We start from the raw sequence: 25,284 nt of genomic DNA on the forward strand, positions 1-25,284 counted from the left end.
ACGATTGTACGCCAAAGGACATACGGATTGTTTATTCCGATTTCAATGTTTTGGCAGGATTGGTTTGTACCGCCCGCCAGGAAAAATAACCCACGATAGCCAACGAAACACCCAGAACCAGTAAAAGAAGAGCCACCATCGTGAAATAGCTAACGCCGTTGTGGAATACAAGGTAACTATTCATGTACAGCCCTACTGCCACTCCCAGCGGAACTGCAACGACAGCCGCAATGCTAAGCAGTTTAATAAAATCGGCGGCCATCAGTCTCATCACTTCTTCCGCAGTGGCTCCAATTACTTTGCGGATGCCAATTTCTTTGGTTCGCTTCTCTAAACTGTACGTCAGAATGCCAATAAGGCCCAAAATAGCTACCACAAAAATGACAATGCTTTGCATACCCGCAAACTGCATGTCTTCGTAGGGATAATAACGCTCATACATGTCGGTATCAAGCCACGACGCATTCATTTCGACGTACGGATGGTGTTTTTCCCAAAGCGAGGCCAAGGTAGCTTCTAAAGATGCTCGGTCGGTGGCGGGCGACGTCTTCACGCACATCACCCTAAATGCCGCAGGCTGGTACTGAAACACGACGGGTTCGATTTTGTGTTCATAATCGTAGTGGCAAAAATTGGCTACCACCCCAACAATCGTCGCCGAAACGGTATCGTTCAAAACGATGAGTTTCCCAATCGCCTCTTGGTCAGCACCTAAGCGCAAATGCTCTACCGTTTTTTGATTCACTACCACTAAGGGCAAAGCCGTTTCAGACTTACTTTCGGGCAGGTTTTTACCCGCTACTATTTTTAGCCCCATGTTGTCGATAAACTGGTGGTCAGCCGCGTAAAAAAACGCGGGTTTGGGTGCTTCATTTTTGGTGTTTTTTATCCCAATATAAGGAGGAGTATTGCCAAAGCTCAGTGATGTGTAGCCGATTTTTTCAACTTCTTTGACAGTGCTTACCTCCGCCGCAAAGCGTTCGCTAGGCGTTCCTGTCAGGTGAATGTTCAATCTATTTTCGCGTTGGTAATTTTCGTTGTCATTGGCCATGTACGCTATTTGGTGGTACGCGTGCCCAATGAAAAAAATATACACCAGTGCAATCGTAAACTGAACAATTATCAGCGATTTACGAAAACCTATTTTACCAAAACTCGCGGGCGAGACACTCCCTTTGAGTACTTTGATGGGCTGATAAGAAGACAATACCAAACTCGGAGAAGCCCCCGCAATGATTCCCAAAATGAAGTTAAAGCCCAAAAACAGCAGGATAAGATATTCCCAATGGTCAATCTCCCACGTAAGCCAAGAAACGTGAATAAACGTTTTTATCATCCACAGAAACAACAACCCCATGCCGAGGGCGAGGTACGAAATCAGCACCGATTCGGTCAAAAACTGAAAAATGATTTGCGATTTGGTAGCCCCCGCTACTTTTCTTACGCCTACTTCGCGGCTTCGGTTCATCGAACGAGCCAGCGTGAGGTTGATGTAGTTTAAGGCTGCGAGAACAAGAATAATCAACTGAAACCCAAAATTGATGTAAATGCTTCGGACGTCTTGAACGTAGGGGTCATTTTTCAATTCTTTTTCCGAAGGTGAAATCTCACCCAAGGCTTGTGCCTGAAAAGCCAAACCCTTTCCTGCCGCTGTGCCCAGCAATTTGTTGACTTCGCTCGAAGTTGCGCCCAATTGTTTGTTAAATGACGCGATGCTTCGCCCTTTCGATAGCTTGACAAAAGTATGGGCCTTTAATTCCGACCATTCTTTTGTTTTTTCACCACCGCTCAGGTATCCCGCTAAAGGCACCAGCACATCGGTTCTAAACTGCGTTTTTTGCTGGTTAAAAGGCTTCAAAACGCCCACTACTTTAAAACCACCGTAAGTTGGATGTTCCAAAATTCGTCCGATTGGATTTACTTCTTTAAAAAACCATTCGGCGGTCTCGTGGGTAAGCACCACGGTATTGGCTTCTACGGGATAGCTGCCTTTTTCCAAAGGAAAATGAAAGACTTGAAAAAAGGCCGCATCGGTGTAAATCGCCCGTACGTTTTTGGTTTTGATTCCGCTACTCAACACCCATTTAGAATCACGAACAAGCGTCGTGGATTGTTCGATACCCGCCCATTTTTCCTTGATGTATTTCCCCAACGCTACGGGACTCGACGCCCAGTGCGTCATTTCTCCATCTTCTTGCTTTTCATCGGTGATGATTCGGACGATGCGGTCGCTTTCTTGGTGAAAATTATCGTATTCGTAATAAGAAACGATTTGAATCAACGCCATTAGTGCCGACGGCAACGCAAGACTCAGACCAAGCAGGTTGATAAAAGAAAACAATTTGTATTTCAGCGCATTACGAAAAGCGATTTTGAAATAATTACGTATCATCGTTGGACTGTATAAATAGGTTGTGGGATACTGAGACCGTTTGTCTTTGGCAAATGGCCGTAAAAGTTTGATGGCATTCAAGGTATATTTCCAATTGGCTTTGCGCTGGCCAACGGTAGCTACCCAATGGCTGTATAATTCCAATAAATCACCTTCTACCTCCTCAGAAGTGTTGGGGTCGGCCCACCATCTCAGCAGTGTTCTGGCCCAGCGTGGTGGTGTGTGCGCCATTTATTCCGATTTTAAAGATTTGACGGGGTTAACTAACGCCGCTTTGATGGATTGAAATGCAACCGTCAACAGGGCAATTCCAACTACCAATAGGCCCGCTACAGCAAATACCCACCATTGCAATTCAATCCGATATTCAAAATCTTGAAGCCACTGATTCATCGCATACCAAGCGAGCGGTGTGGCAATGACAATACCGATAAGTACGAGTTTGAGAAAACTGCCAGACAATAAAACCACTAAGTTGGGCACAGAAGCCCCCAATACTTTCCGAATACCGATTTCTTTGGTTCGCAATTTCGACTCGTGCGCTACCACCCCAAATAACCCCAAGCAGGAAATAATAATAGCCAAGCCCGAGAAAGCATTCAGAATCTGACTCATGGTGTCTTCTTTTTTGTAGAGCGTAGCCATTCGTTCATCCAAAAAGGTATAACTAAACATCGTATTAGGCGCCACTTTTTCTACCGTAGTTTTCAGATAATGGATGGTTTGTGGAATGTTACCTGCGGCAATTTTAACCAATATATTTCCCGTCCAAGCGGGTTTGTATTCCAACACCAGTGGCTCTACTTGGCTGTGAAGAGAAGCAAAATTATAGTCTTTCACTACCCCTACAACTTTCCCCTGCACGCCCATTGAGTGATTTACGATGATTGCTCCTACTGGATTTTTTAATTCCAATATTTTGGCGGCTTTTTCATTGATAATGAACGTAGCGGAGTCGTTGAATTGCCGTGAAAAATTACGCCCTTCTTTCAAGGGAATATTCAATACCGTTAAAAAATCTTCATCAATGCGACTCACTTTAAAAGAGGGAAACTCCTTGCCAGCAGGAGGGTTCAGCGGCGTAATTCCCTCGACACTTAAATCATCCCCAATCAAATTGGAAGATTGGCCTACGGCTACAACGTTGGGATTGCGCGTCAGTTCATTTTTGAAAACCGCTGAATTAGCCAATACCTTTTCTTTTAAATTGCCATAGAGTTTTATTGCTATTACTTGTTCTTTGTCAAAGCCTAACTCTTTGTTTTTGAACAAGTTCATTTGCTGATAAATCAAAATCGTAGAGCTAATCAAAAAGCCAGAAACTACAAATTGCAATACAATGAGGCTTTTTCGCAATACCGTTGCTGATGATTTGGGGAGCTTATCCGATTTTAGCGATGCAATTGGGTCAAATTTTGAGATAAACAGAGCTGGAAACAAGCCCGACAACAACCCCACGAATAAAACCATCGCAATCATTATCAACAAGTTAGCAGGTTGAAGAAATTCCCAACCCGAAAGTTGTTTGCCCGCCATTGAATTATAAAACGGAATGACAAGGCGATAGAGACAAATCGCAATCAGTCCCGAAAGGATGATTAAAATAAACGCTTCACCCAAAAACTGCGTCACCACCTGTGCCTTTTTAGCACCCAACGCCTTCCGCATTCCAACTTCTTTGGCGCGTTTGAGTGCCTGGGTAGTAAAAAGATTAATGAAATTAACACAAGCAATAATTAGAATCAGAATTTCAACAGCAATGAAAATATAGACATACAAAATACTGCTGTTTGGTCCCATTTCTTGAATCAAATTGGAAGTAAGGTGAATGTCGGTCAGTGGCTGAAGGCGGGCTGTACTGGCAAATTCGGCTACTTTTTTCTTCTCTTCGTCGCCGTTGGGTTGATAAAATTTAACGTAAAAGTCGTTCAGCCGTTTTTCTATTTTCTGGGCGTCTTTTGCGTCTTTGAGCAAAATATAAGTCCAACCAAACATCCAACCCCTACTGCTCGTCCAGTCTGGGGAAGTTTGTTGGTAAAACGTAGGCATCGAAACCAAATAATCAAACTTGAGATGGCTATTATTGGGCAGATTATCAACGACAGCCCGTACCCACAAATCTTCTTTGCTATCAAATGTCAATTTTTGGCCAATTGGATTTTGAGCTCCAAAGAATTTTTCCGCCGTTTGTTTCGTAATCACCACCGCTTCAGGCTCTTGCAATGCTTTGAAAGGATTACCACTGATGGGTTTTAAGTCAAAAACAGTCACTACAGAAGAATCTGCATAATAACCCGACGTTTCGGCTTGTTTGTCGGGGCCGTTATTGGTGATTTGTGAACCTCTGCTAGAAAAACGAACGGCATCTTGAATCTCAGGAAAGAAGTTCATCATTTCTCTCGCCAATGGAGGTTGCGATTTAGACCATTCGGTGGTAACCATTCGGAAGATACGCTCGTGCTTCGGAAAGTCTTTTTCGTAGCTCAATTCTTCTTTGATGTGTAGCGTTAGTAGCAAACCGCAGGAGAGCCCAAGGGCTAAGCCGATAAGGTTGAACGAGCTATAAACCTTCTGTTTGAGGAGGTTACGAAAAGCGATTTTGAAATAATTACGTATCATCGTTGGACTGTATAAATAGGTTGTGGGATAATCAGATCGTTTGTCTTTGGCAAATGGCCGTAAAAGTTTGAGGGCATTCAAGGTATATTTCCAATCGGCTTTGCGCTGGCCAACGGTAGCTACCCAATGGTTGTATAATTCCAATAAATCACCTTCTACCTCCTCAGAAGTGTTGGGGTCGGCCCACCATCTCAGCAGTGTTCTGGCCCAGCGCGGTGGTGTGTGCGGCATTTATTCTGATTTTAAGGATTTGACGGGATTTACTGTGGCGGCTTTAATAGCTTGATAACTCACCGTCAACAGTGTAATGCCAACAGCTAAAATGGCCGTTACCACAAAAATCCACCCCGAAACCTCGGTACGATAACTGTATTGTTGCAACCAGTCATTGGCAAAATAATACGCGACGGGCGAAGCAATGATAAGCGAAACCATTACCAATCCGATAAATTCTTTCGAGAGCAACCCCCAAAGATTTGGAACAGATGCACCCAGTACTTTACGAATCCCGATTTCTTTGGTGCGTTGTTCGGCCACAAAACTGGCCAGTCCAAATAATCCCAAACAGGAAATAAAGATGGCTAAAACTGCAAATAGCCCCGAGAGCGTTTTGAGCCGTTGCTCATTTTCAAACTGACTGGCGTATTCTTGGTCTATAAATTGATAATCAAATGGATACGCTGCATTGAATTTTTTAAAAATCTGCTCGATAGTCGCAAGGTTGTCTGCGGTAGTATGATTAGGATTGAGTTTAATGTGCATCGTATTAAACCACGCCCCTGGGCCTTCAATCACTGTAGGAGGTATATCTTCGTAGGGTGACCCCGTTAGATAATCTTTCACTACTCCCACCACTTTCCACTGCGTTTTTCCAGATTTACTAAACAGGAGTTGGCCAATGGGATTTTTAAAGCCCATCAACTTAACCGCCGTTTCGTTCAAAAGCACCGAAAAACTATCTGTAGGGTATTTCGTAATATCAATGTCTCGTCCTTCTATCAACTGTAACCCTGCGGTTTTAACAAAGTCTGCATCGGCACTGAATAACGTAAGGGCGGTATTAGTGTCTTTAGGGGCTTCACCAGCCCAGCGTAACCCCCACGTACGTGAACCACTTTCCGTGAGTCGGTTCATGGTTTTGGTCACCGAGGCGGCACTGCCCGAACGGAGCAATTCTTGCTTGAGCAACGCATAGTTTTTATCAATATCACCCACAAAAGGAACGTGAATCAAGTTGTTTTTTGAATACCCCATTGCTCTATTCTGCGCATGTTGTATCTGATTTCTCACCACCAAAGTAGAAATGATGAGCAAAATAGCAAACGTAAACTGCGTTACTACCAACAACTTACGCGGCGACACAGCGGCTTGGCTCTTTTTAAATTGTTTTTTGAAAATCCCAATGGGGTTAAAAGACGACAAGTAAAAAGCAGGATAACTCCCTGCCAACAAACTTGTAAATACCAAAAAGGCCAGTGTCCAGAGCCAATACGTAGCATTGGAATACGGAATGACGAGTTCGGTATTGATGAGTGTATTGAAAGAAGGTAGCGCCAATTCAACAATCAACAAGGCAAGAAGCCCCGCAATGCCCGCTGTCAGAAAGGCTTCCATCATAAATTGCCCCACCAACAGCCCTTTGCCAGCCCCTGCTGCTTTCCGAATCCCCACTTCTTTGGCTCGCTTTTCGGAACGAGCCGTGCTGAGGTTCATAAAATTGATGCACGCAATCAACAAAATAAAAGCAGCAATCAACCCAAACATTCGCACCATTTCAATACGACCACCGACCGATTGCCCATTTTTAAATTCATCGTACAAATGCCAGCGGTCGAGCGGAAATACAAAATGAGTCCAAACATCATTGCGCCCTGCGTAGCGCCGCGTTAAGTCTTTGATTTTTGCGTCAAAGGCCGCCACATTGGTATTGGGTTTTAAGAGCAGATACGTTGGGGTATTGTTACTGAGCCAGCTTTCATTGATAGACCCGTCGCCGCGTTTTTTTAGGTAGTCCCAAGGCAGTAAATACTCAAAATGAAAGTCCGTATTGGGCGGCAAGTCTTTTAGAACACCTGTCACAGTAAAATTGTCAGAGGCATCAATTTTAACAGTCTTGTTTAGCGCCTCTTCGTTCCCAAAAAGCTTTTTAGCCAACTTTTCGGTAATGACAATAGAGTTTGGATTAACTAACTGCTCCATTTCTCCACCTTGCAGCAGAGGGAAACTAAATAATTGGAAAAAATCAGGGTCCACAATGCTTCCTTCAATCCCTGAGATGCTTTTATCGTTGGCTGTGATCAAAAAACTGTTGGTTCCCTTCACGCGAGCAAAGGCTTCTACTTCGGGGTACTCCTTTTTTAGGGTTGGTCCGAGCGGTTGCGACGTCACAGGAATGGCATACGCTTCCCCATCGACGTTGGCCGCTAGGCCATATACTTGGTAAATACGGTCTTTGTTTGTGTGAAACGTATCAAAGCTGATTTCGTTTTGCAACCACAATATGATCAAGAACGTACCTGCCATCCCGATGGCCAAACCAGTAATATTAATAACAGAAATACCTTTGCCTGCGACCAAATTTCGCCAGGCGATTTTGAAATAATTACGTATCATCGTTGGACTGTATAAATAGGTTCTTGGATAGTGAGCCCGTTTGTCTTTCGCTAACGGACGTAAAAGTTTGATGGCATTCAAGGTATATTTCCAATTGGCGTTTCGCTGGCCAAAAGTCACTACCCAATAGTTGTATAATTCCAATAAATCACCTTCTACCTCCTCAGAGGTGTTGGGGTTGGCCCACCATCTCAGCAGTGTTCTGGCCCAGCGCGGTGGTGTGGGAGTTGTGTTGCGCAAACCCATGCTTATCCGCCCATTAACTGCAAGGTTTGAGTAGGCAAAGCTGCCCAAAGCTCCTCTCGCACTTGTTTGACTTCTACCAGCGCTCTTCTTCCTGCGGCCGTCACCGTAAAAAATCGTTTGCGACGCCCACCGCGCTCAGCCGTCGCACCGCCCATCTGAGAAGCCAGAAATCCCTTCTCTTCCAAGCGTTGCAGGGTCGTATGCACGGAGCTAAACCCTACCGAGCGCCCCGTTTTTTGCTCCAGTTCTTGCGTGACGGTCACACCGTAAGCTTCTTCGCCCAAAATGGCCACCGTTAGCAAAACGATTTCTTCAAATTCTCCCAAAAAGGTTCGTTTCATTGGATTAATTTATTTCCTCCGATAATGTCGATAAAATACCATGCCAAAAACAAAAAAGCCCCTTTTGAGGGCTTTTTACAGGTTTTTCAACCAAAACGATTGTCCGCTATTGGACAATATTCGGTGTATTATCGGACACGTGTAGAAAAGAGAAAATTAGCTAGGGTAATAGAGCATACTCTTTAAAGATGGATAAATATGATGTTTCTATTGATTTACGAGTTCTCAAATATCTTCCTTCAATATATCTCTATTTCCTCAAATAATTATATATTTTCCAATCACTTGATAAAAATTGCAAAAGAAGTGCGTAGAAAAGCATACCTTTTTTATTTTTGGGTGAATAATGGCCATAAATATATAGTTCATGCGTATAACTGATGATGCATACCGCTTACCCACTTTAAAAGCGCTTCGTTTTAATAAAATTTTAGAGACCGGAGCAAATAAGCCTGGCATTATAAATGCTCGAGATTTATCTATTCGCCAGTCTTATGACAGTGTCGTCAAATTTAGAGGGGCAGAACGCATGAGCCCTGAGGCTTGCGCCCGTGAACTGCTTGCCGCATTTATTGCTAAGCACATGGGTATTCGAGTAGTGGAACCTGTTTTAGTAGAAATAGTCCATGATTTTGTTGAAACAGAACGTGGCCAACCTCATTTTCAAACTTTATCGAAGAGCATAGGATTAAACTATGGTTCCATTTATTTACCTAATTATGACACTATACCAGTATTTCAACCACTTAACGACTATGAACTAACTCATGCACAAAAAGTTGTTTTGTTTGATTTGTTTATTCAAAATTGTGATCGTCGCCACGAAAAGCCTAACATAATGTCAAACGGGCAAGAGCTAGTGATTTATGACCATGAATTGGCTTTCAGTTTTGTTCATGACATTTTTAGGAATAAACGACCTTTTGAGTTACGAGAGGCTGACAAAAGTTGGATAGATTCACTATTTTTGCTGCCTAAAATAAAAAAGCTTCCAATCCCAGAAGCATACTTCATAGAAGCATTAGAAAGTTTAGATAATATTTTTTGGGATAAGGCGTTTGAGCTAATACCACAAGAATGGCAGACCCAACAACTTCAAGAGATTCGAACATACTTGACTGAAATAGTCAATAACGCTTCGCTATTTACTCAATCCATTAAAACACTTTTCATATGACAACCTACGAATACCAGATACTTCGATACCTACCAGATCAAATTGGTGGAGAGTTTGTTAACGTGGGTTTAGTACTGTTTGACCCTAAAACAAACTTTTTGAAAGCGGGCTTTCTACGTAGTGTTAGCCGTGTAACAAGCTTCTTTACTGGGCTTGATGGGCGCCATCTTCATCGACGTTTGCGACACATGGAAGCCATGATGGATGATTTTTCCTATCAATTAAAGAATTCATTTCAGTTTGAGACGTATTTAAAAATTAATGCTGTAACATCACGTTATTTAGCTAAAGACGACACTGCATTTCAGTTTTCTGAAGTGAAGAGAGGCATTGATGATGATTTAAATTTAGCCTTTGATGAATTATACAGCCGCTTAGTAGAAGAGCATATACCAGAAAGCTCAGAGTCAATTCGTAATGACTATGACGTTTGGCAAAAATTATATCGACCTTTCTTAGAAAAAAAGGGGGTTATTTCTCGACTAAAAGCTCATCAAGTTGAAACTGAGAAAGACACTATAATCTTTAACTACGCTTGGAAGAACGAAATCTGGCATTGTTATCAGCCTGTAACTTTTGATTTAAAGAAAAGTGATTCCATAAAAAATAAAGTATATAAATGGATAGGAATGCTAGATGAACTCAAAACCGCAAAAGAAGAGCTTGAGATTAGATTGCTAACAGCTTTGCCAGACCAAGATGAAGAATTATTGGCATTTATTTTAGATAAGCTTGATCAGAAAGTTTTTGGTTCTGCAAAAGTCTCTGTAATAAGGCAAAATCAGGCAGAACAATTTGCAAGCCAAGTTCAAGCAAAAATCGTTCAACATGAGAAAGGGATTCTAAAAGAAAATTAGAACCGACTGTATTTGCTAAATACAAGGCTTGAAGCCTTGTGTCATCTAGATTCACAATTATTTTTATTGTCATTCCAATTAACTTCAATTGCAACCTAGATTTTGTACTTGCATAACAGTATAAATATCACTTCTTATTCCGTTTTCAACGATTTCACGGGGTTAACCAAGGCCGCTTTGATGGCTTGGACGCTGACGGTTGCAAGGCTAATTCCAACGGCCAAGATAGCCGTAGCCACAAATATCCACCATTCGATACCGATACGGTACTCAAAATTTTGGAGCCATTGGCTGAGCCCGTAGTGGGCCAATGGAAACGCGATGACGTTGGCAATCACTACCAATTTAATAAAATCTTTGGACAATAACCCCGTGATATTGGCAATCGAAGCTCCCAATATTTTGCGGATACCAATTTCTTTGATGCGCTGCTCGGTGGTGAACGTGGCCAATCCAAATAAACCCAAGCAGGCAATTAAAATCGCAAGAATAGAGAAGCTCAACAGCAATTGGCCTGTACGCTGTTCAATGGCATATTGTCGGTCTAAGTCCTGATTCACAAACCCGTAGCTGAAAGGATGATTCGGCTCAAACTGTTTATAGATACGGGCCATGTCGGCCAAAGCTTGCTGGGTTTGACCAGGCTGTGTTTTGACCAACAGGTTGAAATAAAACTCTTTAGGTCGAAAGCGAACGATGAAAGGGTCAATTTTTACGCTCATTGGGCGGAAGTGAAAATCGCGCAATACCCCTACAATTTCACCTTCCAAACCCCAGAAGTTTACTTTTTTACCCAATGCCTGCTGAGACGTCCAGCCCATGCGTTTGGCAGCAGTTTCGTTGATGAGGTAAGTGCCAAATTTGTTACTCGTATCGCTCGCGATGTGCGACGAAAAGTTGCGTCCAGCGGCTAATTTCATACCCGTAGTTTTCAGAAAATCGGCATCTACGTTGATTTGCGTAATCAATACTTCATCTTTGGGTGCCTTTCCTGGCCATTCGATATAAGAAGTGTTTTGGACATCTACCAGCGTATTGGTCGTGGCCGATACCGAGGCAATACTACCTTGTTTTAGCAATAACTCCTTCATTGTCAATGACTTTTCACGCAGGTCGCCCTTCAGACGTACATAGAGCAACTGTTCTTTATCAAAACCCAATTTTTTGTTTTGCATAAATTGTAATTGCTGGTACAGCCCAATGGTACCAATGATTAAAACAACCGACATCACAAACTGCGTCACCACCAGCGTTTTCCGAAAACTTGTGCCTGATTTTTTATCAAAAATGCCTTTCAAAACGCGTACTGGACGGAAAGAGGACAAATAAAACGCAGGATAAAGCCCCGTTAAAAAGCTAATAAGCACCAAAACAACCGCCATGGAAGCCCAAAATAAGGGCTCTTGAAACGGCAATGTCATAGGTTTACCCGACAAGTCACTGAAAAAAGGTAGCAACAAATTCAATAGTACAAACCCGACTCCCAGTGCCAAACTGGTCATCAACAGCGACTCTCCCCAAAATTGAACGATAAGGCTGGAACGCAACGCACCTACGCTTTTGCGCACCCCCACTTCGCGCGCTCGTTGGGTAGCACGGGCGGTGGATAAATTGATAAAATTAAACAAGGCAATAAACAGCACAATCAACCCCACGGCCATGAAAATCTGGACGTAACGGATGTTGCCACGTTTTCCCCAATCCGTCCCAAAATCGAAGTTAGAATATAAATAAATATCGCGCAAAGGTTGCAGCAAAAGGGGCGTTTCGTTGTCTTTGTCGTATTTTTTGAGCTGTCCTGCCAATTTTTGAGCAAAAATAGTCGCATTGGCATCGGGCCTGAGTTTGAGGTAAGTATGGTAATTGTTACTGTTCCAATTGTAACTCCATTTGTCGTTCAATTGAAAATAGATAAAAGGCAACAACACATCGTATTGAAGATGCGAACGGGCGGGCGCGTTTTCAACGACGCCCGTCAAACGAAGGGACCGTTTTTGACTATATTGAATCGTTTTACCCAAAATAGACTGAGCGGACCAGTTTTTTCCAAAAAAGCGTTCGGCGACGGCTTCACTAATCACGACTTCATCGGGAGAGGATAAAACGGTTTGTGGATTTCCTTTCAAAAGTTTAAAACCGAAAAAAGACAAAAACGACGCATCGACCACTCGCATTGCTTCGGGCTCCACCGTCTTTTGCTCGTACTGAAGCAGCCCCGACCACGCCCCTACGCGCACGGTTTCGGCAATTTCAGGAAAGTCATTTTTGAGCGCAGCAGCCAGCGGCCCAGGCGTTACGGCAACGTTGTAAAGTCCTGTGGCTTGTTTTTGCCTTTCAGTGATTCGGTAGGTGTGCTCAAACTGCGGCACAGCGCGGTCGTATTGGTATTCGTCCCATACGTATAAACCGATGGCCATACAGCAAACCAGTCCCATGGCCAAGCCTGCGATGTTGATGAGCGAAAAAGTAGGATGCTTCAACAGGTTCCGAAGCGCGATTTTAAAATAGTTTCGTAGCATAGCTGGGCTGTAGGAATAAGTTTGAGGATACTGAGAGGGTTTTCGTTTGATATACCGTGGCTGAAAAAAGCCCAGCACGTCGCGCCAGTAACGCCAACGAGCGCGCCGCGCACCCACGCGTTTGACTTGGTACTCAAATTCTTCGTGCAAATCGCCCTGCACTTCTTCCAGCAAGTGAGGCGCGCAGAAAAACTGCAAAAAGCGGTCGGCAAAGCGGGGTGGTTTGTGATGCATGGGGTGTTGGGGTTGGGTGCAAAGGGTAAATTGGCAAGGGGCAAGTTTGCAAGGGACAAAAGGGTTTGCTTTTTTGTCAATTTGCCATTTGCTATTTTGCCTCTTTTTTATTCAGATTTTAAACTCTTCACGGGATTGACCAAGGCGGCTTTGGTTGCTTCGTAAATTACCGTCAGGGTAGCGACAAGCAGTGTGATGGCAATGGTTACTACGAATATCCAAGGCTGAATCGTGATGTGAAACTTAAAATCTTGCAGCCATTGGTTCATAAACCACCACGCAATGGGCGCCGCAACCAGAAAGGCGACGACAATCAAACGGGCAAACTCTTTTCCAAAAATCCATAAAATCTGTGCAAGGCTGCTGCCCAATACTTTCCGAATCCCAATTTCCTTGGTTTTCTGCGCTGCCATGAAAGAAATAAGACCGTACAATCCCAAACACCCAATAAACACCGCAATGAGCGAAAACAGCTGAATGAGTTTTAGCATCAGTGCCTCCGTTTCATAAAACGACGCGATGTGTTCGTCCAAAAAAGTGTATTCGTAGATTTGATCAGGGTGCATTTTACTCCAAGTTTTTTCCACCGCAGCCATGGTAGCAGGGACGTTGGCTGTGCTGATTTTGACGGCATAATTGTTGTAAAAATCACTGGCCGAAGGAATACAAACGGGATTGATGTCTTCGTGAAACGAATGGTCGTGAAAATCTTTGACCACGCCCACAATCGGCCCAGTCATGTTGCCATTAACGCGGAGATTTTTCCCTAGTAAATCTGAGGGCGAGGCTACGTTCAATTTTTTTGCAAACGTTTCATTGACCAAAAACTCTTTTACAGTATCCGAAGGGTATAAATTTCTGCCTGCTACCAGTTTTAGGTCAAACGTAGAAAGATAATCATTGTCGGCAGCCCTTACTGATACCCTAAACGACTCCTCTTCTGAGTGGTTATCGTAGTGAGGAGCTGTTTGCCAGTGACCATTGGAGGCAGGGGCAGAATAACACAGCGACACCTGTTCTACGCCTGCCAAGCTTTGCAGTTGCGCCTTGATGGTTTTGGCCTGTTGGGGCGTTGAGGCAATGGGCAGTAGCATGATAGCGTCTTTATTAAACCCTAAATCTGCTTTTTGGGCATAATAAATCTGGCGCGCAATCACAATCATCCCGATGATTAGTACCTGCGAAATCGAAAATTGAACAACAATCAAGGCGCGGCGCGTATTGAAGCCTCCGATATTTTGCTGAGAAAGTTTGCCTTTGAGCGCCAAAATAGGTTGAAAACCAGCAAGAATTAATCCTGGATACGAGCCCGCAAAAAAAGTGACAATCAATATCAACGCAGGGATAAACATTACCAATCGCCAGTCACTCAGCAAATTAAGCGATATTTCGGTGGCAAACCACTGATTAACATACGGTAAAGCAAGCGCGGCCAACCCCAACACAATGCCCCCTGCAATGGTTGCAATAAGACCCGTTTGGGCAATAAATTGCCAAAATAACTGCCCGCGAAGGCTTCCAAGTACTTTCCTTACGCCCACTTCTTTGGAGCGGTTGAGGGCTTGGGCCGTGGCCAAATTGATAAAATTAACGCAGGCAGTTATAATCAAGAAAAGCCCAATCAGCGACAATATCCACAGGGTCTGCTTGTTCATAGCCCCTCCGTACTGGGCGTTAAAATGCACATCGTTAAGGGGTTGTAGTTTGTAATGGTGTACGTTTTTGCTGGTAGGCCGATACCTCTTCACATAGGCAGGAAACACTTTTTCTACTTCCGACGGTAACACCCCTGATCTAAGGCGAACAAAACATTTCATCGAGCTTTGAATCCCTCCCCAAGCATCGTCGCTGCCAAGCCAATCGTTGTAAGATTTGAGGGTGGGATAAGAGACAAAAATCTCGGCTTTTTGGTCTGAGTTGGTCGGTAAGTCTTTCAACACGCCCGTTACCCGAATGTCAAGCTTGTTGTCCACCCGAAAAATTTGATTGATAGGGTTGGCATTACCAAAGTATTTACGCGCAATTCGCTCGGTAATAATACCCGTATTGGGTTCATTTAGCGCATTTTGAAAGCTACCAACCGACAATGGGAAATTAAAAATGGCAAAATACTCGGGCTCTGTAAACGCCACACCTTGAGGTTCTTTAAACTTATTGAGTCCTTTTTCTGCCTTTATTGAGATGAGCATGTCCTCGAAAGTACAGATTCGCCCTACTTTTTCGGCAAAAGTATAGTCATTTCTAAACACTTTTCCCAGCGGGCTTGGCACAGATGATACGTACGAGATATTGTCGCGGTGCTGCTCGGTGACAATGCGATAAATGCGGTCGGAGTGCGCATGAAAATTGTCAAAACTCAAGTGGTATTTGACCAAAAGAAAAATAAGAAGCCCGCAAGTCATGCCAAGCGATAATCCCAACAAGTTGATGGAAGTATAGACTTTGTTTCGTTGGAGGCTTCTGAGTGCGATTTTAAAATAGTTGCGTATCATAATTAGGCTGTATGAATAGGTTTGAGGGTATTGAGAGGGTTTTCGTTTGATATACCGTGGCTGAAAAAATCCCAGCACGTCGCGCCAGTAACGCCAACGAGCGCGCCGCGCACCCACGCGCTCAACTTGGTACTCAAATTCTTCGTGCAAATCTCCCTGCACTTCTTCCAGCAAGTGAGGCGCGCAGAAAAACTGCAAAAAGCGGTCGGCAAGGCGGGGTGGTTTGGAGTGCATGGGGCGTTGGGGTTGGTTTGCAAAGGGCAAGTTTACAAGAGGCAAAGGGCATAAGGGGGTACTTTTTGCCAATTTGCCCTTTGCTATTTTGCCTTTTGCCTCTCTTTTTATTCAGATTTTAAGCTCTTCACGGGATTGATCAAAGCGGCTTTTATGGCTTGGAAACTAACAGTGAGCAACGTAATGGTCAGCGCCCCTATGCTTGTCAAGCCAAAAATCCACCATGAAATCGACGTTCGGTAGGTATATTTTTGTAACCATCCCTCCATGAAATAGTAAGAAATAGGCGCTGAAATCAGGCATGATATAATTACCAATACCACAAAATCTTTGGAAAGCATTTGCCATAAACCAACAACAGACGCACCTAGTACTTTACGAATACCTATTTCCTTCGTGCGCTGCTCGGCCACAAACGACGCCAGCCCAAATAAACCCAGACAAGAAATGAAAATAGCGAGGACAGCGAAGAAAGTAGCCAGTTTTCCGATGCGTTCTTCAGCTTTAAATTTGGCATTGTATTCTTCATCCACAAATGTATAATCAAATGGCACGGTCGGAACAATTTTCTTAAAAACAGCCTCAATTTTTGGCAATGCCTGACTGATACTTACAGATGGATTAATTTTGACATTCAACCAGTTAGGCTTCCCATTAATGGGTTTTATGTAAAAAATAGCAGGTTTAACGGGCTCATAAGGAGACTCCATTACCATATCTTTTATAATACCTATCACTTGAAAGTAGGCCGTATTTTCGCGAAACTTCCAGCTGATTGTTTCGCCAAGAGGATTTTGTAATCCCATGTATTTCATGGCAGCCTCGTTAATAACGATACCCGAAGAATCAGTGGCATACTTCCTCGAAAAATCTCGACCTTTTACAAACTGCCAGCCTACAGTTTTGCCATGCTCATGGGAAACGGTTAAGGTGCTGAAACTTTTGTCTTGCTCGGGCTTTTTTCCTTTCCACTCCAAACCATCATTGTTTGAAGACACCTGCGTCATTCGTCCCATTGATGCCGATATTTCGGAAACGGCACCTGTATTTTTCAGTTCAGTTCTAAGTATCTCATGTTTCCCCGAAAAAGCATCAGATTTCATGGCCAACATCAATAACCCTTCGCGGGTATAGCCCACAGGACGGTTTTTAGCAAATTGAACTTGGCGATACACAACAATCGTACTGATAATGAGGGTAACTGAAATGGTAAACTGAAAAACGACTAAGACTTTTCGGGGTGTAAACGCAAAGCGATTGACAACGTTTATGCCTTTCAAAACTTTGATAGGTTGGAAAGAAGACAAATAAAAAGAAGGATAACTACCTGCTAACAGCCCAGTTACAAAAATAAAAAGCAGACAAAATAGCCAAAAATAAGTATTAGTCCAAGGTATACTTATCGCTTTGGCAGACAAATCATTGAACCAAGTGAGCGTAAATAGCAGCAGAACAAAAGCGAGAAAAAAAGACAGCAGTACCACTAAAAAAGACTCGCTAAAAAACTGGCTGATTAATTGACCTTGAACCGACCCAATCGCTTTGCGAATACCTACTTCTTTGGCACGTTTTTCGGAGCGAGCTGTACTTAAATTGACAAAATTAATGCAAGCCAATAGCAGTACAAATGCCCCAATAATACCAATTAACCAAACCATTTGAGTAGGTTCGGGATTTACGGCTCCGTTCTTAAACGGATACAAATGCCAATTGTGCATCGGATGTAAAAATACCTGTGGATTTTCAGCGACCTTGTCTTTTAAGTCACCAATATTTTTCAGTTCAGCATCTTTGATTGTTTTAGAAACGCGCTCAAAATCCGTCGTTGGTTGAATTTCTACGTAAACTTTCAAAAAATGGTTGTGCCAATTGTTAGCAGATTCCCTCACCCAATCATTGTCCGATACCCACAAGTCAAACGGTGCAAAAAAGTTGATGTCATTAAATACTGAATTAAGTGGCAAATCTTCGTACACGCCCGTGACGGTGACATCTAATTTGTTATTGATTTTCATCACCTGATTAAGTGGGTAGGTATCCCCAAATAGTGCTTGTGCCGTAGAAGCCGAAATCAATATAGAATGAGGGTCGTTAAGACCCGCCCAACTACCATAAATCATTTTTAAGGAAAGCATTTCGGGAGCTTTTGCTTCCATAAACTGGCCTTTCCTTAAAAATTTATTCTCACCTGCCGTCAGAATATAATCTCCTGCATTTGAAGATGTTACAATATATTTAAAGTTATTTTGGTAATTCGTTTTTAATTCTGTTGCCAGCGGATACTGCACCGAATTAGAGTAACCTACATTTCCTTCATCCGTTTCTCTGATCATCACTTGGGCAATCCGCGCATAATTCTGGTGGTATTGGTTGAAACTCAATTCATCCCAAACCCAGAGCCCACTGAGGATAGCCACGGCCATACCTACAGCCAAGCCACCGATATTGATAAAAGAATAACCCTTGTTTTTCAACAGGTTCCGAACTGCGATTTTAAAATAATTACGTAGCATATTGAGGCTGAATAAATACGTTTGAGGGTATTGAGAGGGTTTTCGTTTTATATATCGTGGCTGAAAAAAGCCCAGTACATCGCGCCAATAACGCCAACGAGCGCGACGCGCACCCACGCGCTCAACTTGGTACTCAAATTCTTCATACAAATCTCCATGCACTTCTTCCAGTAAGTGGGGCGCACAGAAAAACTGCAAAAAGCGGTCGGCGAGGCGGGGTGGTTTGTGGTGCATGAGACTTAGATTGACATCGTTAGTTTCAGGGGATTGGCCATACGTTCCCAAAAACCAGCACGTACTTCTTGGATTTCTTGGAGCGTGCGCTGGCCAAAGGCCGTTACTGAAAACAAGCGTTTGCGGCGCCCGCCGCGCTCGTTGGTAGGCTCCCCCATTTCCGAGCGCACCATTCCTTTCTCTTCGAGCCGCTGCAAGGCCGAATGCACCTGATTCAAGCGAACGCTGCGGTCGGTTTGTTCAATGATTTCGTGCATCAGCAATACCCCGTAGGCTTGGCCGTTTAGGACAGCTACCGCGAGTAAAACGATTTCTTCAAATTCTCCTAAGTACGTACGTTTCATTCGGATTTGATTATTTCTATTTTTGCTGAGCAAATAGTTTGCCAGTAAAAAAATAGCAACACAACAAATTGATTATCAAATAAATAGATATTTTACGATTTTATTTTGATTGTCCATAATCGGACAAGTTTGTACGCTTTAGGACAATGATATTCACCGATAAAAACCCCTTCTCAAAGGGTAAAGAGAGTCGCTTCCTTACTTTTGTCCAAAAAACAAATCATTGATTTTATGAAACACACTGCCAAATACTTCTTGTGCGGACTGTTGCTTTCGTTGGGCGCATTTTCTGTTCAAGCACAAAAAAATCCTGAGGACAAAGCAGGTTGGCGTTTAGGCGCTCAATCGTACTCGTTTCGTTTGTTTTCCTTTGCCGACGCCCTGCGCAAAATCGACAGCTGCGGCCTGAAATACGTGGAGGCGTTTCCAGGTCAAACCATCGGGGGCGGTATTGAGGGAAAAATGGATTTTACGATGGATGCCGCGAAGCGTCAACAAGTAAAAAAACTCATCGAAGACAAAGGCATTACCATTGTGGCCTACGGGGTAGTAGGGGCCAAAACCGAAGAAGAATGGAGAACTTTGTTTGAGTTTGCCAAAGACATGGGCGTGATGAACATCAACTCGGAGCCGTCAGCGGCCCAAATGCTCATGGTTCGCAAGTTGGCAGAAGAATACAAAATCAACGTAGCGTTGCACAACCACCCCAAACCTTCACGCTACTGGCACCCCGATACGGTCATTGCAGCCATTGCGGGCAGCAAATACGTAGGGGCTTGCGCCGATATTGGTCACTGGGTGCGGTCGGGACTTGATCCCGTCGAGTGTTTGAAAAAGTTGAACGGGCACGTGATTGGTATGCACTTCAAAGACGTCAAAAAAGATACCCCCGACGGAAAGTACCACGACGTGATTTGGGGAACGGGAGACTGTAAAGTGGAAGCGGTGCTTGGTGAATTAAAACGTCAGAAATTCAAAGGCCCAATTTCGGCCGAATACGAATACCACTGGGAAAACAACGGCCCCGAAATCGCCGAAAGCGCGAAAAACTTCCGTGAAATTTATACGCGAGTGAAAGCTTCGCAGTAAAAGAGGCAAGGGGCAAACTTGCAAGTAGCAAAATAGAAAAACGTTCCAAGTTTTTGAAACTTGGAACGTCTGTTTTTTAAAACTACTCCGACTTTAAACTCTTCACAGGATTCATCAACGCCGCTTTGATGGTTTGAAAACTGACGGTCAAGAGGGTAATTATCAAAGCTCCTGCGCCCGTTAAGGCAAAAATCCACCAAGAAATCTCGGTATGATAGGTGTATTTCTGTAACCATTGACTCATAAAATAATATGCAATGGGCGACGCAATACACAGCGAGAGAACCACCAACACTACAAAGTCTTTCGACAATAAGCCCCACAAATTGGCAGTCGTTGCCCCAAGTACCTTGCGTACCCCCATTTCTTTGGTGCGTTGTTCGGCCACAAACGACGCCAACCCAAACAAGCCCAAGCAACTGATAAATATCGCTAAAATAGCAAAAATGGAGGCTATTTTACCCAAACGTTCTTCATTGGCAAACTTTTTGGCGTATTCTTCATCCACAAATTTGTAATCAAACGGCACCGCAGGATTGTACTTTTGAAATACCTCGGCTATTTTGCCAACGGCGGTAGAAGTCGCCATTGTCTGATTTAGTTTGATGTTAATCGTGTATTGGTTGTTGTAATCCAACAAAAATACCGTGGGTAATATCGGCTCAAAGGGCGAACCCATCACAATGTCTTTGATGACACCAATCACCTCGTAGCTTTTCCCGTTCCATTTTACGGTTTCGTTAATGGGGTTTTTCAAGCCCATGTACTTTACGGCCGTCTCATTGATGACAATGGCCGAAGAGTCTGTTGAAAACTTCTTGGAAAAATCGCGTCCTTCCCGAAACCGCCACCCTACGATTTTGCTGTAGTCGTGCGTCACCCGGAAAGTCGCAAAATTATCTTCAAAGCCTGGGGCTTTACCCTTCCATTCAAACCCACTTTGGTTTTCCCACACATCCGTAATCGGAGAAGAAGAAACCGCCAAGTTGGTCACCGCCCCCGACTGAAGTAGTTCATTTCGAATCACTTCGTAGTTTTGGTAAAGGTCGGGTGTAATCATATAGACGGCCATCAGTCCTTCTTTATCGTACCCCACGTTTCGGTTTTTTGCGTGCTGGATTTGGAGATAAATAACACTCGTACCAATGATTAACACAGTGGAAACGGTAAACTGCATCACTACCAGAACTTTCCGTGGCGTCGGTGCAAAGGCTCCTCTCCGCAAACGCGACGACGGGAAACCGATTCCTTTGAGCACTTTTATCGGTTGAAAAGAAGACAAGTAAAACGCAGGATAGCTCCCCGCCAATAAGCCCGTCAATACGCTAAAGCTCAGTACTGACAACCAAAAAACAGGATTTGACCATAACATTGTTATTTTTTTATCGGCCAACTCATTGAAGAAAGGCAACGCCAGTTGCACCAAAAGCAACGCAAAACCCAAGGCAATAAAAACAACCAAGAACGATTCGCCGAAAAACTGCGCAATCAATTGTTGGCGAAGCGACCCCATCGACTTCCGAATCCCGACTTCTTTGGCGCGTTTTTCGGAACGGGCCGTACTCAGGTTCGTAAAATTAATGCAAGCCAACAACAGCACAAACACGCCAATAATACCATACAGCCAAATAAATTCGAGCTGGTCGCTCATCACGCTTTTTCGGTTGGCAAACTTGGAATACAAATGCCATTGGCTCATCGGGTGAACAAACAATTCGGGATTGTATGCGACGCGCTTTGCATCCAAATGCTTCCGTTTTATGTCTTTAATTTTGGCCGAAACACCCGCAAAATCAACTTGAGGAGCAAGCTGCACATAGATTTTGTACGAATTATCGTTCCAATCGTTTTCTTGCTCTTTCATAAAACTCATAAAAGAAGCCAGTAAATCCCACGGCCCGATAAAGGTCAGGTCTTGAAATTCTGAGTTTTTGGGCAAATCCTTATACACGCCCGCCACTTTTGCCTCCATCCGATTTTTTATCTTTACGATTTTATCCAACGGATTTTCTTCCCCAAAAAGCTTTTTGGCGAGCGATTCAGATAGTAAAACCGAATGAGGGTCTTTAAGCGCCGCGCGGGTTCCATACACCATATCCAGCCCAAACAATTCGGGGGCATCGGGCTGCATAAAACTCCCTGATTGAAAGAACTTTTTATCCCCCGACAATATCGCATACTTCTGCGTGGAGGTAGTCATGGCGATATACTTAAAATCAGAACCATACGAAGCGCGCAGCTCGGCGGCCAATGGAATGGGGTTTGTCATGTACGTTCCTTCGCCATTATGCACCATTATTCGCCCAATGCGGTCGTAGTTTTTGAAGTTTTTGTTAAAACTCAGTTCATCCCATACCCAAAGACCAATGAGCATCGCCACGGCCATGCCCGTCGCCAAGCCAAAGATATTGATAAACGAGTAACCTTTGTTTTTCAACAAGTTACGAAAAGCGATTTTAAAATAGTTGCGTATCATAGTGGGGCTGTATGTATAAGAAGTTGAATACTGAGTATCAGCACGAAAACGGCGTTTCAGAAAATATGGGCGACAAAAACGGATGACTTCAAAGAAATACATCCAACGGGCTTTCTGCACTCCAAACTCCTCAGCTTGAAACGCAAACTGCTCGTGCAAATCCCCCAACAGTTCTTCGTAAAGCTCTGAAGGGAGAAATCGTTTAACCAGGGCATCAAGCCAAGTGGGTGGTTTACTTTGCATTATCACTCTGTTTTTAAACTCTTTACGGGGTTCATCAACGCCGCTTTGATGGTCTGAAAACTCACAGTAAGCAAACTAATCATCAATGCGCCTGCATCCGCTGCGGCAAAAACCCACCACTCAATATTGATTTTATAGGCAAAATCATCTAACCATCTATCCATAAAATAATAGGCAATCGGGCAGGCAATGACAATGGCTATTAATACCAATTTGATGAAATCTTTTGACAATAAAGCACTTACATTTAAGACCGATGCCCCCAATACTTTGCGAATACCGATTTCTTTGATGCGTTGTTCGGTACTGAAAATGGTTAAACCAAATAAACCTAAACAAGATACCAAGATGGCTAAAACTGAAAAAAACAGAATTACTTTCCCCGTCCGAAGCTCGGCTAAATATTGTTTTTCGAGGGCTTTGTCAACAAATTCAAAATGAAGTGCAGAATGTTTTTCGTACTTTTTATAGACTTTTTCTATCGCAGCAATCGCCTCTTTATTTTGGTTAGGTTTTGTTTTTATCATCAAGGTATTGTAACCCTCTTCTTTAGCCCAACTGCGTAACAAGAAAGGTTCTATTTCAGTATTCAGCTTATGAAAATGAAAATCCTTAATGACACCAATAATTTGCCCCGAAGAACTCCAAAGTTTGAAATTTTTACCGATAGCTTCCTCTGGCTTCCATCCCATACGTTTGGCAGCAGATTCATTTATGATAAATGCTGTGGCTGTATCTGAGATAAATTTCGAGTCAAAATTTCGCCCTGCTATTAACTTCATTCCAGTTGTTTTTACATAATTGGCGTCAACATTACCCAATCCCATTAAAAATGTTTCATCCGTTTGTTGTCCCTCCCAATTGATTGAATGAGTGCCATTGGTAACATCTATCAGAGTATTTGATGATAAAGCTACATTATGGATGCTTTTTTCATTGAGCAAATCCGATTTTATTAAATGGACATTCTGTCGAGCATTAAATCTTAATTTAACAGAAATTAGCTGTGATTTATCGAAGCCTAAATCTTTGTTTTGCATAAAGGACATTTGCTGGTAAATGAGCATTGTTCCAATTATCAAAACAATTGATAAGGTGAATTGAATAACTACTAAAGACCGACGGATAAACTGCCCAGACTGACCTACGAATTGCCCTTTTAATACTTTTATTGGCTCGAAATTGGAGACATAAAATGAAGGGAAAACGCCAGATATAACCCCCATTAATAGAGCTCCTGATATTATAAATAATACAAAAAAAGGATTGAAATAGGGGATTGAAATAGATTTTTGAGCAATACTATTTAGCAACGGTATAAGAAAATTTAAAAGAACCAAGGCTAAAATAACGGCCAAAATGGTCATCAATATTGATTCAATTAAAAACTGAGAAATCAATTGTGTTCTCACTGCACCTATGGCTTTTCGTACGCCTACTTCATTGGCACGTTTGACGGCTTGAGCGGTAGTAAGGTTAAAGAAGTTGAATACTGCAATGAGTAACAAGATGAGAGCTACAATCGAAAAAATCTTAATATATAGAATATTACTTGTTTTACTCCAGTCGGTCTGAGCATCAAAATCCGATTTGAGATAAATGTCATGAAAGGGTTGTAATATTAACTGAGATTTAAAATTTGACTCATATTTGAGTAAATAGTTGCGTATTTTTTTTCCAAGTATATCGGAATTATAGGCATCATTTAGCTGAATATAAGTATGATAGTCATTGTTGTCCCATCTAAACCTATCTGGCCGCGACTCTTGTTCTTTTACCGACATTAATACTTCATATTGAATATGTGAGTTTAGTGGAGCATTTTCGACTACACCTACCAATTTCAGAGGGCGTTTTTCATTAAGAAAAATGGTTTGACCAATAAGGTTAGAAAAGGATTTCCAATCATCTCCAAAAAGTTTTTTTGCAATTACCTCTGAAATAACAATGTCGTCTGGATTCTGCAAAACGGTTTTTTTGTCGCCTAAAATCAATTTGAAGTCAAATAGATTGAAAAAAGAGTTGTCCGTTAGGTATGACTCATCCACTTCTATGATTTTATCCTTGATTTTGTACATTCTATTTCCTAATCTCCTCGTTCGGCAAGTTTCTACTACTTCGCCAAATTCAGCCTGCAATGCAGGAGCTAATGGCCCTGGAGAGCAGGCAATATCATACTCTACGCCAGCCATATTTTGTTTTTCTACAACCCTAAAAATATCTTTACCCTTCGTATGGAATCTATCAAAGTTTATTTCGTCATAGATAAACAAGCCAATTGCCATAAAACAAGCCAACCCTAACGCCAAACCGATAATATTTATTAAGGAAGAGACTTTGTTTTTGAGGAGATTTCTCCAAGCGATTTTAAAATAGTTACGTATCATAGTGGGGCTGTATATGTAAGAGGTTGAATACTGAGTATCGATGCGAAAACGACGTTTCAGAAAATATGGACGACAAAAACGGATGACTTCAAAGAAATACATCCAACGGGCTTTTTGCGCTCCAAACTCCTCAGCCTGAAACGCAAATTGCTCGTGCAAATCTCCCAACAGTTCTTCGTAAAGCTCTGAAGGAAGAAATAGTTTGACCAAGGCGTCGAGCCAAGCGGGTGGTTTCATGGTGCTTAATTAAGTAGGCAAGTTGGCAAGGGGCAAA

13 protein-coding genes are annotated in these 25,284 nt (G+C 42.9%); 3 read left to right on the forward strand and 10 right to left on the reverse strand.

Annotated features, from left to right (window positions below; genetic code table 11):
- Positions 1-31: 31 nt before the first annotated feature.
- From DTQ70_RS22895 to DTQ70_RS22910, 4 genes are read right to left on the reverse strand one after another with little or no spacing between them, the layout of a single operon-like run.
- The gene (locus DTQ70_RS22895) at positions 32-2,623 is read right to left on the reverse strand and encodes an ABC transporter permease (protein ID WP_122932964.1); all 2,592 of its coding nucleotides are present in this window, start codon (positions 2,621-2,623) and stop codon (positions 32-34) included.
- Positions 2,624-5,242: an FtsX-like permease family protein gene (locus DTQ70_RS22900; protein WP_122932965.1), complete on the reverse strand. Its 2,619-nt coding sequence runs from the start codon at positions 5,240-5,242 to the stop codon at positions 2,624-2,626.
- A complete protein-coding gene (locus tag DTQ70_RS22905; RefSeq protein ID WP_229599995.1) occupies positions 5,243-7,870 on the reverse strand; it encodes an ABC transporter permease in 2,628 nt (875 codons plus the stop codon).
- 2 nt (positions 7,871-7,872) lie between these two features.
- Positions 7,873-8,211 (reverse strand): PadR family transcriptional regulator, encoded by a 339-nt coding sequence (locus DTQ70_RS22910; protein ID WP_122932966.1) that lies wholly within the window; start codon positions 8,209-8,211, stop codon positions 7,873-7,875.
- Positions 8,212-8,578: 367 nt separating this feature from the next.
- Here DTQ70_RS22910 and DTQ70_RS22915 point away from each other — a divergent pair, with 367 nt between their 5' ends.
- Both DTQ70_RS22915 and DTQ70_RS22920 read left to right on the forward strand, forming a co-directional pair.
- Positions 8,579-9,388 (forward strand): HipA family kinase, encoded by an 810-nt coding sequence (locus DTQ70_RS22915; RefSeq protein WP_122932967.1) that lies wholly within the window; start codon positions 8,579-8,581, stop codon positions 9,386-9,388.
- Complete coding sequence (locus DTQ70_RS22920) at positions 9,385-10,245, forward strand: DUF3037 domain-containing protein (protein WP_122932968.1); 861 nt, start codon at positions 9,385-9,387, stop codon at positions 10,243-10,245. The genes DTQ70_RS22915 and DTQ70_RS22920 overlap by 4 nt, the downstream gene beginning before the upstream one ends.
- A 134-nt stretch (positions 10,246-10,379) precedes the next feature.
- Here the strand turns inward: DTQ70_RS22920 and DTQ70_RS22925 are convergent, their stop codons facing one another.
- From DTQ70_RS22925 to DTQ70_RS22940, 4 genes are all read right to left on the reverse strand, one after another.
- Entirely contained in the window at positions 10,380-12,998 is a 2,619-nt protein-coding gene (locus tag DTQ70_RS22925; protein WP_122932969.1) for an ABC transporter permease, read from the reverse strand.
- Between the two features lie 107 nt (positions 12,999-13,105).
- Complete coding sequence (locus tag DTQ70_RS22930; RefSeq protein ID WP_206019567.1) at positions 13,106-15,724, reverse strand: ABC transporter permease; 2,619 nt, start codon at positions 15,722-15,724, stop codon at positions 13,106-13,108.
- 107 nt (positions 15,725-15,831) lie between these two features.
- Positions 15,832-18,471, reverse strand: coding sequence for a permease prefix domain 2-containing transporter (locus DTQ70_RS22935; protein WP_122932970.1), 2,640 nt, complete (start codon positions 18,469-18,471; stop codon positions 15,832-15,834).
- 5 nt (positions 18,472-18,476) lie between these two features.
- Positions 18,477-18,815 (reverse strand): PadR family transcriptional regulator, encoded by a 339-nt coding sequence (locus tag DTQ70_RS22940; protein WP_122932971.1) that lies wholly within the window; start codon positions 18,813-18,815, stop codon positions 18,477-18,479.
- A gap of 231 nt (positions 18,816-19,046) precedes the next feature.
- Between DTQ70_RS22940 and DTQ70_RS22945 the strand changes: the two genes are divergently transcribed.
- Positions 19,047-19,904, forward strand: a complete 858-nt coding sequence (locus DTQ70_RS22945) for a sugar phosphate isomerase/epimerase (RefSeq protein WP_122932972.1) — start codon at positions 19,047-19,049, stop codon at positions 19,902-19,904.
- Between the two features lie 82 nt (positions 19,905-19,986).
- Here the strand turns inward: DTQ70_RS22945 and DTQ70_RS22950 are convergent, their stop codons facing one another.
- Both DTQ70_RS22950 and DTQ70_RS22955 read right to left on the reverse strand, forming a co-directional pair.
- The gene (locus DTQ70_RS22950) at positions 19,987-22,623 is read right to left on the reverse strand and encodes an ABC transporter permease (protein ID WP_164490167.1); all 2,637 of its coding nucleotides are present in this window, start codon (positions 22,621-22,623) and stop codon (positions 19,987-19,989) included.
- 2 nt (positions 22,624-22,625) lie between these two features.
- Positions 22,626-25,247, reverse strand: a complete 2,622-nt coding sequence (locus DTQ70_RS22955) for an FtsX-like permease family protein (RefSeq protein WP_122932973.1) — start codon at positions 25,245-25,247, stop codon at positions 22,626-22,628.
- Positions 25,248-25,284 lie beyond the last annotated feature (37 nt).

Source organism: Runella sp. SP2, assembly GCF_003711225.1.
Lineage (GTDB): Bacteria > Bacteroidota > Bacteroidia > Cytophagales > Spirosomataceae > Runella.